This window comes from uncultured Planococcus sp., assembly GCF_947501725.1.
Taxonomy (GTDB): Bacteria; Bacillota; Bacilli; order Bacillales_A; family Planococcaceae; genus Planococcus; species Planococcus donghaensis_C.
This window is the reverse complement of sequence record NZ_CANMXD010000007.1, coordinates 126230-141233: the sequence shown is the minus strand read 5'-3', so window position 1 is coordinate 141233 and position 15004 is coordinate 126230. Positions and strand designations below refer to the sequence as shown.

At 42.9% G+C, this 15004-nt stretch carries 9 protein-coding genes; 2 read left to right on the top strand and 7 right to left on the bottom strand.

What is annotated here, in order from left to right:
* The first annotated feature begins 106 nt into the window (after positions 1-106).
* Positions 107-4783, top strand: a complete 4677-nt coding sequence (locus Q0785_RS12020) for a hypothetical protein (RefSeq protein WP_298830042.1) — start codon at positions 107-109, stop codon at positions 4781-4783.
* A gap of 195 nt (positions 4784-4978) precedes the next feature.
* Positions 4979-5953 (top strand): CBASS cGAMP-activated phospholipase, encoded by a 975-nt coding sequence (locus Q0785_RS12015; RefSeq protein WP_298830040.1) that lies wholly within the window; start codon positions 4979-4981, stop codon positions 5951-5953.
* Between the two features lie 180 nt (positions 5954-6133).
* On the opposite strand, the gene xerS is transcribed toward Q0785_RS12015, so the two are convergent.
* The 7 genes from xerS to Q0785_RS11980 form a co-directional block, all read right to left on the bottom strand.
* Complete coding sequence (gene xerS / locus Q0785_RS12010; protein ID WP_223643620.1) at positions 6134-7261, bottom strand: tyrosine recombinase XerS; 1128 nt, start codon at positions 7259-7261, stop codon at positions 6134-6136.
* Positions 7262-7382: 121 nt separating this feature from the next.
* Positions 7383-8126 carry a Fic family protein gene (locus Q0785_RS12005; RefSeq protein ID WP_223643618.1) on the bottom strand — a complete coding sequence of 248 codons (744 nt, stop codon included), beginning with the start codon at positions 8124-8126 and terminating at the stop codon, positions 7383-7385.
* Between the two features lie 168 nt (positions 8127-8294).
* Positions 8295-8891: a hypothetical protein gene (locus Q0785_RS12000; protein ID WP_298830036.1), complete on the bottom strand. Its 597-nt coding sequence runs from the start codon at positions 8889-8891 to the stop codon at positions 8295-8297.
* 210 nt (positions 8892-9101) lie between these two features.
* Positions 9102-10133: a stage II sporulation protein P gene (locus Q0785_RS11995; RefSeq protein ID WP_298830035.1), complete on the bottom strand. Its 1032-nt coding sequence runs from the start codon at positions 10131-10133 to the stop codon at positions 9102-9104.
* Positions 10134-10256: 123 nt separating this feature from the next.
* Positions 10257-11696: a M23 family metallopeptidase gene (locus tag Q0785_RS11990; protein WP_298830033.1), complete on the bottom strand. Its 1440-nt coding sequence runs from the start codon at positions 11694-11696 to the stop codon at positions 10257-10259.
* 615 nt (positions 11697-12311) lie between these two features.
* Positions 12312-12644, bottom strand: a complete 333-nt coding sequence (locus Q0785_RS11985; protein ID WP_298830031.1) for a hypothetical protein — start codon at positions 12642-12644, stop codon at positions 12312-12314.
* A gap of 75 nt (positions 12645-12719) precedes the next feature.
* Entirely contained in the window at positions 12720-14813 is a 2094-nt protein-coding gene (locus tag Q0785_RS11980; RefSeq protein WP_298830029.1) for a heavy metal translocating P-type ATPase, read from the bottom strand.
* Positions 14814-15004: the final 191 nt, after the last annotated feature.

Genomic DNA, 15004 nt, shown 5'->3' with positions numbered 1-15004 from the left:
AATCTCCATCTAGATTAATCTGTCTGTTAATTACTTCATAACTTAGACCGAACGTAATCAAGTTCTTCCATAAACTCCAATTATTTCAAAAGGAGAGATGATTCACATGGATTATGAACTTCCTGCACACGCCGTTGCTATGGATGGAACCCCAGCTCACGCATTTGCTAGTCACAGTTTTAGAGCAAGTGCTATTGCTAACGAATATGCAAGCAGACATTCTTTAGCTGATGTGAATGGTTTTTTAGATGAGAATAAAACAATTATTCTAATTTCTCATCTACAGACTGCTCAAGACAGCCTTGATTCAAGAATTCCAGAAGAGGACCAAAAACACTTGGCCGTGGAAACAGTAAATGCGCTAAAAAGGTTGGAGGTAGAACACGGTAAAGTGGGAACATCGATTCATGATGAAGAACTAGTATTAGGAATTAAGTTAAATCGTCAAGGCGACTATGATATGGCTCTCAAAGGCTTAATGGTCATTATCTATCGATACCGCCATTTTTTGACCGATTATGATTTAAGGCTTATCCTAGACAAATTTGTCCCCGCAGAAATAAGCGGACCCCATAACCCGGTGCATGAATCATTTAAACTTCTTCCAACGGAAGAAATTCCAGAAACTGAAAACCATCTTTTAATGATCAATAGTACCAAGTATTTGGTGAATCAACTCTTATTTGACGAGACTGGTGATGAGAGCTACGACAACACCAATAGGAACGGGTTAACTAAATGGCTATTAGATTATATGCATACAATTGCAAAATATGATTTTCTTGAATTCAACTCTCGTCCTTATCAACGGCTCACTTTGCATGCGATCCTGAATCTTTACGAGTTCGCTCGGGACGAATCAATTCGAACCGCTGCGCAAATTTTGCTTGATTATACTACGATGAAATTCGCAGTCTCGAGTAACAGGCAGCGACGAATCAATCCTTTTCGCCGGTTGAAGGAGTTTGTCAACCTTCCGACCAATGAGCATAACGAGCTATTGAGACCGCAAGGAAAAGGCAAGGATGCGGTCATTGGCTTTTTTCTCATGTATGCTGGTCCCACTGATATAGAAGGAAAGCCAACAAACCAATTTCCTGCCGGGTGGGCTTTTGAAGCTTTGATTGCTGGACTTGCCACCTATCGTCCTCCAGTGGCTGCATATATTCTCGCTATGAAACCGAGCACTGTGGCTCAAGCTTTCCAACATCGTTTCTACCATGGGAAACGACCGGTGTTACAAGGGACAAATGACCAAGCCGAAGGAGGGATAGAAATCTACTATAACTCTCCTTCGTTTTTGCTAACGGCTGGTGGTACATTTTTAAATAGTGGCTATGGAGGGGATGAATTTACAAAATATAAACAAACGGCTATTGCTCAATCAACAACTCTTCTCCCTACCAAAGCCGATGTCCGATTCGCAGACCTTATTCGTTTTGACCCTTACCCGGATGAACGTCGTGCTGTAAACAACGCCGTGCATATGGGATTTGCTTGCGGAGCAAACTTGCGCCCTTCCGAAAAAAAAGTATTTAACGATACCTCAACCCATGCTCCATCGCTTAGTTCTTACGATGGACAACTATTTTTGGCCTGGAAAGGCTCTGGTAATAAGAATTTGAATTCGGCCAAGGTCTACACAACAGACAAACTTAAACTTCCAGGTATTGAAAGTCTTGAAGGTAAAGTAGTCATGAATGACACTAGCGATGAATCGCCAGCTATAGCTTTTCATAATGGTCGATTATTCTTGGCATGGAAAGGGGCTGGTAATAACAATTTAAATTTAATGGCCTCCAATATAGAAAGAACAAGCTTTCCTATTAAGAAAACGTTTAAAGATACCACCCCTTACGCTCCAGCTCTAGTTTCCCATGAAGGGAATTTATTTTTAGCATGGACAGGCGTAGGAGAAGGGAAACTTAATGTTGCCAAAGTGGCTATAAGTGATATAGAAGGACTGAGAATTAATGGTTTGGAAGGTAAGGTGGTACTAAACGATACCAGTGAAAAGTCACCAGCCTTAACTTCCCATAACGGTCGGTTATTCTTGGCGTGGAAGGGTGCAGGTAATGACAACCTTAACCTAATGTTCTCCAATAATAATGAGCTGCATTTTCATGGAAAGAAAGTATTTGGTGACACCAGCCATTACTCGCCAGCTCTGGTTTCTCATGGCGGGCGTTTGTATATGGCATGGACGGGCAGGGGAAAGGGGAATCTTAATATTTCCAAAGTGGCACTCTTTAGCAATACAACAGGAGCTTTCGGAATTGAAGGACTGGAAGGTACTGTAGTACTAGGCGACACCAGTGAGCAATCACCCACTCTTGCCTCTCATGCCAATCGCTTGTTCTTAGGTTGGAAGGGTGCCGGCAACGATAACTTAAACCTTCTTTCTTCTCATGACGGATCATTTCAGATGGAGCGATGGCTCTTTATTGATCTTGAACAAATGGGTCTGTATCTTTCTATTTACCGGACCCCGCCTGCGCAGTCCAATCAACTCGATACCCCACTTGAAAACTTGGGAATGCTATATGCTTATGATCTTAAAGCTCAGTCAGCACCTCTAGACTTCGAGACATTTAAACGGCTAACGCTGGAGCGTAATGTTACTCTTCCAGATAAACTTGCTTACGGTGGGAATTATGTATTTCATACGGCAGACGACCGTCATTTTAAAGTCTGGCTTCACCCATCTTTGGAAAAATATCGAGCGAGAATTTTCCTTATGGATGAAGAGAATCCAGTAGTGGATTTTACATCATTACCACTAATTGAAGGCGAGTATTTGAATTCACCTGGCGGTCATGAAGCTTATATTACAATTGGCCACCCTGGTTGTGACGTTCCTATTGTTCTTGATTTTCAAAATACTGAGAAGCCGGTCATCGAAGATAATATACTAGCTTGTCCGCAACCTTGGATTGACCGGGCTCACGCGTTTCTTTCATTAGCTTCAACACTAGCTAATATAGGAAAACCCAAGGAAGGTGCTATGGCAATACGTGAGCGAATTAAGATTTACGAACGTCTTGCCAAGCTCGATCCACTCAAGTATCAATCCGATTTAGCTGCGGCTTTATTTTGGCTTCTCCATTACCACCGGTCAGGGCTGGATGCGGCTTCGGCAGATGCCCTATCCCAACAGGGACTTGAGGTATACGAAGAATTGGCTGGTTTGCGCCCGCCCGGTTCACAAGCACCGGTCGACTACAACCAGCTAAATTCCTTCACCCCCAATGAGTATTGGGAATGGCCATACTTGAGTGGCGCATTGTATAACCTAGCGTGGCTGAACCGAGAGGCTGGGAATCACCCGGCAGCGGCCAGCTGGACAGCCAAACGTGCCAAAGTTTACGAACGCCTTGCGCAAGTGGATTTGGCCAAGCATCAGCCTACTTTAGCAGCAACGCTCTTCGAGCTGCTCCATTACCACCGGTCAGGGCTGGATGCGGCTTCGGCAGATGCCCTATCCCAACAGGGACTTGAGGTATACGAAGAATTGGCTGGTTTGCGCCCGCCCGGTTCACAAGCACCGGTCGACTACAACCAGCTAAATTCCTTCACCCCCAATGAGCATTGGGAGTGGCCATACTTGAGTGGCGCATTGTATAACCTAGCGTGGCTGAACCGAGAGGCTGGGAATCACCCGGCAGCGGCCAGCTGGACAGCCAAACGTGCCAAAGTTTACGAACGCCTTGCGCAAGTGGATTTGGCCAAGCATCAGCCTACTTTAGCAGCAACGCTCTTCGAGCTGCTCCATTACCACCGGTCAGGGCTGGATGCGGCTTCGGCAGATGCCCTATCCCAACAGGGACTTGAGGTATACGAAGAATTGGCTGGCTTGCGCCCGCCCGGTTCACAAGCACCGGTCGACTACAATCAGCTAAATTCCTTCACCCCCAATGAGTATTGGGAATGGCCATACTTGAGTGGCGCATTGTATAACCTAGCGTGGCTGAACCGAGAGGCTGGGAATCACCCGGCAGCGGCCAGCTGGACAGCCAAACGTGCCAAAGTTTACGAACGCCTTGCGCAAGTGGATTTGGCCAAGCATCAGCCTACTTTAGCAGCAACGCTCTTCGAGCTGCTCCATTACCACCGGTCAGGGCTGGATGCGGCTTCGGCAGATGTCCTATCCCAACAGGGACTTGAGGTATACGAAGAATTGGCTGGTTTGCGCCCGCCCGGTTCACAAGCACCGGTCGACTACAACCAGCTAAATTCCTTCACCCCCAATGAGCATTGGGAGTGGCCATACTTGAGTGGCGCATTGTATAACCTAGCGTGGCTGAACCGAGAGGCTGGGAATCACCCGGCAGCGGCCAGCTGGACAGCCAAACGTGCCAAAGTTTACGAACGCCTTGCGCAAGTGGATTTGGCCAAGCATCAGCCTACTTTAGCAGCAACGCTCTTCGAGCTGCTCCATTACCACCGGTCAGGGCTGGATGCGGCTTCGGCAGATGTCCTATCCCAACAGGGACTTGAGGTATACGAAGAATTGGCTGGCTTGCGCCCGCCCGGTTCACAAGCACCGGTCGACTACAATCAGCTAAATTCCTTCACCCCCAATGAGCATTGGGAGTGGCCATACTTGAGTGGCGCATTGTATAACCTAGCGTGGGTAAACCGTGAAGCCGGGAATCTTTCGGGAGCGATGAGCAGGATGATGGAGCGGGTAAAAGTTTTAGAACGACTAAACCAAATTGATTCTGTCAAATATTCGCATTTACTAGCGCAAGCGCAGCAAGAAGCAAATAACTTCGCCAATTAATAAGTTAATTCTCTGTTTAATGAAAACTAGATCGACTATAAGTTGAAGTAGCTACATTAATTATTTTTCTTGAATGTTTATTTAGAAGCTTTTTACTATCATTAATATTTTTTGTATAAATATCTATGACACTCTTAAATAGTATTGAGTATTCCTCTTATATCATTCAATAAGGAAGGAAAGGAGATGAGAAAGATGAAAAAAATACTCTCGATTGACGGTGGTGGGATTAGGGGAATCATTCCTGCTCGTATATTAGCTGATATTGAGAGACGAACTGAAACAAAAATCAATGAGCTATTCGATTTGATCGTAGGAACATCAACTGGAGGAATTTTGGCTCTTGGCCTTGTGAAGCCTGATGAAACAGGTGCAGCTGAATACAGTGCTAGAAAACTGTTAACTTTATATGAGGAAAAAGGAGAGGAAATTTTTTCACCAGTTAATTCAAGTCGCTGGAATGATAAAATACGTATAATCATAGAACAGCGATACGATTCAGAAGGAATAGACAATGTTCTAAAGGAATACTTTGGAGATACAAAACTTTCCGATTCTTTAAAGGAAGTTTTAATTGTTTGTTATGAACTAGAAAGAAGAAAACCATGGATTTTTAAAAGTAAGAAAGCAAAGTCCCGCGGATATGAGAGGATTAACCAGGATGCACTCATGAGAGAAATCGCTAGAGCCACATCTTCAGCACCAACTTATTTTGATCCCAAGAAAATTAGCATGGAAGATGATTTTTCGTTTATTGATGGAGGATTATATGCAAATAATCCTGCTATGTGTGCTTATGTAGAAGCAAAAACAATGTTTAAAGACGAAGAAGACATTTTAATTGTATCTCTAGGTACCGGCGAGCAAACTCGTCCTATTTTTCATAATGAAGCGATTGAATGGGGATTAATAGAATGGGCGCCTGTAATCTTAGATATTGTTTTTGATGGAGTAAACAGCACGGTAGATTATCAGTTAGCTCAACTTCTTCCAAATCGGTATGGAAAAAAAAGATACTATCGATTCCAGACAAGGCTAGATTACGTGAATGACAATTTAGATGATGTCTCACCAAAAAACATTGAGGCTTTAAAAAACACAGCTAACCGCCTAGTAGAACAGGAAGAAGATACTATTAAGGAATTATGTAAGCAACTTAAATCAAATTAAAAGAATTTGGTTAAATAAAAAAGTTCGGAATTGGAAAAGGTGACAAAACCTCGAAAGATACCGAATAATGTCTTTCGGGGTTTTGTAAAGCTATCTATTGTTTTTTTCCTATAAACTTAACTAGAAAGTAGAATTTAATCTTCCACTTAGATAGGAGTTCTAAATGGAATAGCTAGCTTTTTACTTCTCTTTATCTTTTGAGTTTAACCGATTTTCATGCATACGTGTCAACACCTGCTCATTGTCTTTATTGGACAGGTTAGTATAGAGGGAAGTAGTCTCGATGTTGCTGTGGCCCAATTGATCACGAAGTAGAACAATGCTTCCGCCATTTCGAATGTAGTCCGCTGCAAAACTATGTCGGAGCTTGTGAGGACTCATGCCTTCTCCTTGAGCAAATGCAGCAGTGTACTTGGTCACCAAATTTTCAATCGCTCGTCTTGATATAGGACGCACTGTTCCTCCGTAAAGGGTCACAAATAGGAAAGGGACTTCTTTTGAACCGGGATAACGACTTTCCCGGATTTCCAAATAGGATTTCAAATGTTGGATGGCCTGGTCCATAACATGGACCGTGTCTTCCTTAGCACCTTTCCGCTTGATATCAATAAGCTGTTTCTTCAAATTTATTTTCTTTACAAGAATGCGTGCGGTTTCTCCAAGTCGGATGCCGCTACCAAGAAAAAGGGAGAGGATGGCTAGATCGCGTTCCTTGTCCCGGTTGAATCGTTGTAGTGCAAGCCCACTTTCCAAAGTAACTTTATAGTCTTGTTCCACGAACTGCAGGAAATCGTTGATTTCATGTTCATTCAGAATAACGGAACTGATTTTCTGCGCGCGTCGGCTGGCCGTCTCTTTTTTATTGTGCAGTACAATCTTGCTCATAACATTGCGGTAGAAGTACGATTCTCCGTCTTCATTTTCGGTCTCTTTAGTAAGATAATTAAAGAGTGACTTTAACGCGTTAACGGAAAGGGCAACAACTGCCTGGCCCCGCTTCCTCACAGATGTCTTCTCATGCAAGATGGATTCTTCCTTTAGGAATTCGATATATAGTTCAATATCGTGTTTCTTCAATTCTGCTAAAACGGTAAGGGGGATAGATTTCACATCTTTTACCTTAGTCAGGTTTTCACGAAGCAGCCACTGGAAGAAATGCTGATAACGGTAGAGATACTGCAACAAGGTATCGTCTGAAAGACCAGCCCGTTTTTTGGAACGGACATACTCTACGACATAGAAGGGCGTGCTCTTTAGTTGTTTTTCAATCCGTTGGAGAACTTGAAGCTCTTCAGGTGTCAATGCCATATTATTCTATTGGCCTCCTTTTGGTTATGTATTTCTATATGTTCGCAAAATGTAATTTAAACGAATATATAGAGATGGGAAGTACTTTTTCTAGAAAATTAAGAAGTTAAAGAAACCACTCCTATAAAATCGCTTTTAAGTACGTCGTTAAACTTTCTTCCACGCATTGTGTAATTAACTCGATGAAAGGCAGTGTATTGCCTTGTATGCTCGCGGTTTCCAACGTTTCGTAATACGTTAAGCGTTGGGCGTTTTCCGCTTTGACAATAGCGGGAGGGAAGCCATGACCCATGAGAATCAAATTCATTAGCAACCTCGCCGTCCGGCCATTGCCATCTGCAAAGGGATGAGTATAGACGAATTTAAAATGAAACAATGCGGCCAGCTCCACTGGATGCAGACGGTCTTTCTCTTGCTCATACCAGGCGAAAAGCTCTTGCATATCGTTCGCCACCTGCAGAAAATGCGGTGGTTCATGCTGACTACCGGAGATTCTCACGTTGATGGAGCGATATCTACCCGCGTTTTCATCGTCGATGTTCTTTAAAATCAAATGATGAATTGTCTTTAGTGTACGCTCATCCAACGGCTCGGTCTGATTGACCTGTTCCTCGATAAAACTAATCGCTTCGGCATGATTGATGACTTCGAAGTGCTCCTGCAGCCGTTTGCCGCCAATTGTTAAGCCATCTTCCATTACTACTTTGGTTTCAATCAATGATAATGTATTTCCTTCGATGGCATTCGAATTATACGTCCATTCTACCCGGTAGACATCGCGCAGGTTTTTGACTGCAGCGGCGGGTAGCGGCCGGTGTTGATCTAATTGTGTTTTTAATTCATCGACGCGATTAAATGGGCTCATTTTGTAACACCTGCTTTTTATGGGATGAAAGGAACTATTGCTTAATTTCAGTAAAATTGATGCGAACTGCCTTAATACCCTTTATTTTATCATATGCTTACTTTATATGTTCGTTAAATTGATATTTTGCGAACATATGTAAAGTGAGGACAAGGGTTCGCTTTCCTGTTACTCGTACCCTTCTCTTCTTCTATGTGGATCTCGGTATTCATTCCGCAGGTATTCAATTAGTGAAAAGACAATCTGCTCTTCTCTTCCACTGAAATCCGAGTCAAACTTCAGACGATTCCCTTCAAAGTCGAAGGTATCCAGTATATATACTACTCCCGGCGTCGCGTGACCGCGTTTATGCTCCATTATTCGGTTTAGGATATAAGCACGAAGCGAACGATTTTCGAGACGTCGGTGATCCAGACAGTCAGTAATGAACTTTTTCTTAAAAACAAAACGACCTTCCCAGATGTGGTTTGCAGCCAGTCGGTAAAAAATCTCTTGCCGCCCTTCTTCACGCAACTGTTCTTGTTCGGCCTCAGATAACACAACATTTGTTGTGACTTCTGTTGGTTTTAACTCAACATTCTCTGGCAGCCGTTCCTTCAAGAAGCTTTCCAATGCTTCTTCGCTCACCTGCCAGCCGTTCTTCTTTGGCCCGCCTCCTTTGGTTCCGACGATTTTCCCTTGCCGAAGCCAGCGCCGGACACTTTCCTTGTTCGTAGTGATCTTGTTGCGTTTTAGGATATCGAACAGGTCATCTAATTCATACATTGTCCCAACCTCCATTAACAACAATTGTTGTCTTTAATTCATTGTACAACAATTGTTGAAATCATGACAATGCCAAAAATCATGAAGAACTGAAGACTATTTATAAACTGCTTACTCTTCCACTATCTTCTTGGCATACTAATTGTCTTAAAAGATTTCTAGAGGGAAAGTAGTTCCGATAATCCCTCATATGTCAACTCAATATCTGACTTACTTTTCTCTATGCCAATAAGAATCGCTTAACACATCAGCCAACGCTTCTACTGTACGGTGAAGTTCTTCTACCGTATTATCGACTCCGCCAATTTCAACAATGACTGAGTTGGGAGACAGATTCTGATTGTAGACACCGTTCCCTTGGCTGCTGTCTTTTTCAAGTATTCCTTTGGACAATCCCGGATATTCAATTTCAAGCTGTTGATGTAAATCTTCCGTGAATGCTAGATTCTTTTCGAATTCCTTGTGGCCTGTTCCAACTACAAATAACAGCCGCGCATAACCTTCTTCATTCAGTTCGATAGTGGTAGAATCTTTGCGCAATGAATCCCTGTGTATATCCAAGAAAATCTCCAATTCACTGTTTTCTTTTTGAGCTGTCTTCACGTGTTCTCCCGAAACAGCATAAGAACTGCCATAGTCTAGTCCTTTTGAATCCAATTCTTGAACGATGTCAGTAGAATTGACTGTTGTCCCTAAGCCTCTTCGTTCCAAGGATTTTCCCAACATCTCGCCAACCAACGTAATGTTGGCTTTTGAATGATAGGCATCTTCTGGTTGATCTGTCTTTTTTAAATAAGGTAAAAAAGCTTCTCTGCTGTGCGAGTGATAAATGTAAATGACCTCTCTACCGAAAGTCGAGTGCCCTGTGTTTAGTTTATCTGAGGAACTTATATTTCCAAATATATCTTCGACATTCTCTGGAGAAAGATCCCTGTCTTTAAACAGATCTTTCATGGCAGGTTGAAATTCATCTCTTGTTAGTTGCTCCGCATGTAATGTGGTACCCTCTTCCGAATTGAGAATGCCGTTTGAAGAACCAGTGGTTCCATCTGCCGGCTTAAGGAGTTGAAAGTTAAAATTTGATGAAGTCAAATCGGATGTTGCTTGAGATTTTAGATCATCCGACTCAAAATTTTCACGGTCATTTCCTTCTATATTGAAGTATATCAACGCCAAAGCAATGACCAGGAGAGAAGTAGAGAGAAAAAGTGCCAAATAGTATAAACCTGTTAATGCAGACATCTTCTTCTTGCTTTTTTTAGTGTTTGCTTGAGTTCTTGGCAATATGATTGGACCTCGCTTCCATTAAGATTGTATAGAAGAAAAAACAATCGGCATAGTAGAAAATGCCGATTGTTTACAGGGTCACCTAATATACTGGGCTGGATTTACAGCATTCGAACGTGCACCGTTCCAAGGCCCTACGTGAACTTCAAAATGCAGATGGGTTCCTGTAGAACGTCCCGTATTCCCCATGCCTCCGACTTGCTGCCCTTGTGAAACAGACTGGCCGACCGAGACGTTGATGGAATTCATATGTGCGTAAACTGTCGCGTGAGTCTGTCCATTAATTGAATGAGTAACAATCACGACATTTCCATATCCCCCCATTACACCGGCATAGGATACAAAACCTTCTGCTGCTGCCACGATAGGTGTGTTCGTTACATTAGCAATGTCGTACCCTAAATGCGTTTCAGCCCCATCCCCGATGTCCCGACCGCCAAATCCGGATGTATGCCGGCCTGCTGCCGGTCTGATAAAGGGAGAGCTTGTTGTAGCTACAGGGGCTGTATAACTAGATTCCGGCTTTTCGACAGGTCTTATTATACTTGAAGCATTCGCGTCGTCAGTATTTTTTGATGCAATTGTCGCTTTGCGGTCTGCCGCCGCACGTTCTTCCTCCGCTTCCTTTTTAGCGGTTGCTTGGCGCTGTTTTTCGGCTTCAGCCGCCGCTTGAAGCTGTCGTTCTTCTTCGGCGGCTAATTTCCGTTGTCGTTCTTCTTCCGCTATCCTTGCCAATTCAGCGAGACGGGCTTGCTCAGCCACGATTTGTTTCTCCAAATCCACACTGATTTCTATTTCTTCTTCAAATCGATTTTCCAATTCGGATTTTGCACTCGCTAATCGGTTCTGTTCCGCTGTCAGCTCTTTCACTAGCCCATTTTGCTCGCTTTTTTGAGAGGCAAGTGAATTTTGAAGCTCTTGAAGCTCCGTTTGGCGTTCTCTTTGTGCGGTGAGCTTCGTTTCCACTTCGGCTTTCTGTTCAGCTAAAAGTTCTTTGTCTTGCGCTTGTTGCAGCATAATTTCTCGATCTGCTTCAATTAATGTATTCACGGCAGAGAACCGGTCGATAAAATCAATAAAGCTATTAGCACCAAGCAAGACATCTATGTAATCCACCGATCCGCCACTCATTTGAATGGCACGGGCACGCTCCTTAAGCAACTCTGTTCGCTCGTCAATTTTCTCCTCGAGTTCTTCAATTGATTTTTTCAACTCATCAATTTCACTTTTCGTTTGATCGATTTCTTCTTGAACTGCAGTAATTTTGAATTCAGTTTCTTTGATTTTATTATCCAGTTCCGTGATTTTCGTCATAATTCCGGTTAACTTCGTTTGATTTTCGCTGATTGCATTTGATTTTTCGTTAATTCCAGAATCTAATTCACTTTTTTTCTGTTCCGTTTCCTGCTGCTTTTTTTCAAGTTCGCTTAACGTATCTGCATTCGTTGTTGGCAAGTACATGGTGAGGGCTAACACAGTTGAAACACCGGTCACCATCCATTTCGATTTCAAGTTCACCTTCATATTCCCCTTCCGGATGTTCATTATTTAGTTATTGCCCATTAGAAATCAAGATTTATCCTAATCGGCAACAATCATCACTCTATATATGGTAACTCATCAGTTTTTTCTTAAAGGTTCTCGTTGCTATTTATTTGTTATCACACTTCAGCTCAAAAGTTGCTTCAATTTTCAATAGATCAATTTAGCTTTCTAAAAAAATTGCAATCTAATTTGCAAGAAATAATAGCGTCTCAAAACTCTTCTTATAATAAGGGAAACTTATGGAGAAATTATCGAGACTGAGTTAAATAGGTAAATGTACGTACTTTGTATTGGTTAAGAATAGCCACCTCCACTATGACTGTTTCTTAAAAGCACCTTCCACTTGTCTTGATAATTGTCATAACCATATATTATATTCGTCTGTTATTTGCTTTAACACTGCTATCTGTACGTTGTCAGAAATGGTGCTTGCGAGCATCATACAGTCCATGCTTCCACTTATTGAAAAAGAGCATCTTCAGCTAATACATAGCTGAAGATGCTCTTTAATGTATGACTCTGAAAGAACTTTTGATAAAACTTGATAACTCATCTGTATGGTGTTTTTAATCGATTCTTATACTTCATTTAAAATCCAATAAGATCGATTAATTGAAAGTCATTTAAGGTAATCCGATCCCCGCATCCTCTGCAGGTGAAACTCAATTCAAAATCGACGGTTTCAGCAAACGTATTCCTTGCTATCCCGGTCTCTAAGATTTCTTTTCGTTCCTCGTTTGAAGTGGCCTTGCCCAATTTGTCGATGAAATCTTCTTGAAAGTTCTCAATAACTTCGTTCTTCCAGCTCACGCCTACGAGAAATTTCTGATTTACTGTTCGGATACCCACTTTTTCATCTTTGCGGCGAGGGAGAAATTCCGCAATTGTGCTACAGTTCTCACATATGATTTGAATTTTCATTTCACCCCTCCTTAAGTTAAATAGTCTCTTGAATGCAACTTCCGTCAAATTCTAACTTTCCTACATACAATAATTTTATGCTTTTAAAAGTTTTGCATTGATGGCGACAATGATGGTGCTTAAACTCATGAATACGGCGCCAATCGCAGGACTGACCACAATTCCCCAGGGAGCTAGGACACCCGCAGCCAGCGGAATCGCGAAAATATTGTATCCAGTGGCCCACCATAAATTTTGCACCATTTTCCGATAGGTCTTTTTCGATAAATCCATCAATGCAACCACATCGTTCGGATTGCTTCGAACAAGAATCACATCTGCCGTTTCCATGGCGACATCAGTCCCAGCCCCGATAGCGATTCCGAGATCGGCTGTTGCAAGTGCCGGTGCATCATTTACACCATCTCCGGTCATCGCCACTTTCCAGCCTTTTTCTTTGATTTTCTTGATTTGATTGGCTTTGTCATCCGGCAATACTTCTGCATAGACTTCGTCGATGCCCACTTGTCTTGCTACCCAATCTGCCACTTTCTTGTTGTCGCCTGTCAGCATAATAGAATGAATGCCCTGTTCCTTCAATGTCGCAACGGCTTCTTTGGCCGTTTCACGGACCATATCGGCAAGGGCAACCATTCCGGCAAGTTTATCTTCCACTAATACAAACACGACCGTTTTTCCTTCTTCTGATAGTTCAGTGAACTGTTGCTGATTGTAGCTTAGCTTGTTGCTGTTCATATAACCGGGGCTGACAACGTTAACTTTCTGACCATCTACTTGCCCTTGAATGCCTTTTCCAGTAATCGATTCAAAATCACTGACTCTTCCTAATTCGATTCCTTTTTCTTTTGCTGAATTCACAATGCCAGTCGCAATTGGGTGCTCCGAATTCTGTTCGATAGCAGCAGCAAACCTTAAAACGTCTTCTTTTGTGTACTCGCCGTTTGGCACAATATTTGTGACGCCGAATTCTCCTTTTGTTAACGTTCCTGTTTTATCAAAAACGACGGCATTCAAGTTACGGGCATCTTCGAAGCCGGTCCGATTTCGGATCAATAAGCCTTTTTTTGCCGATATGGAAGTCGAAACTGCTACGACAAGCGGCGCCGCTAATCCCAATGCATGAGGACATGTAATGACCATGACCGTCACCATGCGTTCAACCGCAATATCCAAGGAGTAACCGAGCAGCAGCCATGCAGAGAATGTTGCAAGACCTGCCACTATCGCCAGATAAAACAGCCATTTGGCTGCACGATTCGTCAAGTCCTGTGTTCTGGATTTGGATTCCTGCGCTTCTTTGACCATCTTGATCACTTGCGATAAGTAGGACTCTTGCCCGGTTTTCTCCACTTCCACAGTCAGGGAACCTTCCTTGTTCACCGAACCGCCGATGACATCATCGCCTTCTGTTTTGTCGATGGGCATGGATTCTCCGGTTAGCATGGATTCATCCACTGTGGATTTCCCTTCCACAATTAAGCCATCTACCGGAATCTTTTCACCCGGTTTAACCAGCAACCGATCTTTATTTTTGATTTCGGATAACGGCACATCCTGGACTTGGTTATTGTCGTCCAATTTATGTGCTTCGTTTGGCATCAACTGAATCAGCTGTTCAAGTGCATTGGAAGCCCCCATGATCGAACGCATTTCAATCCAATGTCCGAGCAACATGATGACGACCAGCGTGGCCAGTTCCCAGAACAGCTGATTGCCATCCCAACCGAAGACCACCATGGTGCTGTAACCATAAGCAATCGTAATGGCCAGAGCAATTAAGGTCATCATGCCAGGGTTTCTGTCTTTCAACTCGCTGATGCCACCGGTTAGAAACGGCCATCCCCCATAAAAGAAAACGATAGTCGATAGGCCAAATAACAGGTACATATCATTGCCAAAGCGCCAATCAACTCCCATGAAATGCTGGATCATCGGGGATAATGCCAGAATCGGAAGCGTCAGAATCAATGAAATAAAGAACCGTTTTTTGAAATCTTCCACCATATCGCCATGTCCGTGATGTCCGTGATGGTCATGGCCCCCAGATTTCCCATCCGCATTCTCTTCCTGGATCGTGGGTTCGTCGTGATGATGTTCTGAATGATGATGATCCTGTTCAGTTGAATCTAAATGTTCATGAGAACTGTGTTGATTTTGATTTTTCTTCATTAATATCTCTCCTCATATCGTATGATCAATATCCTTCTAAACCAACCTTATCTTCTCTATATTGATAGCCAAATTACCGGCTTGGCATGGATATTTCGAGGTAGTTACAGCTAACGACTCTAAACCAGCTGTGGCAATTCTTTGATTTTCAGTTTATACAATCTTTTTCGAGAAACTGTGGAGAAACTACA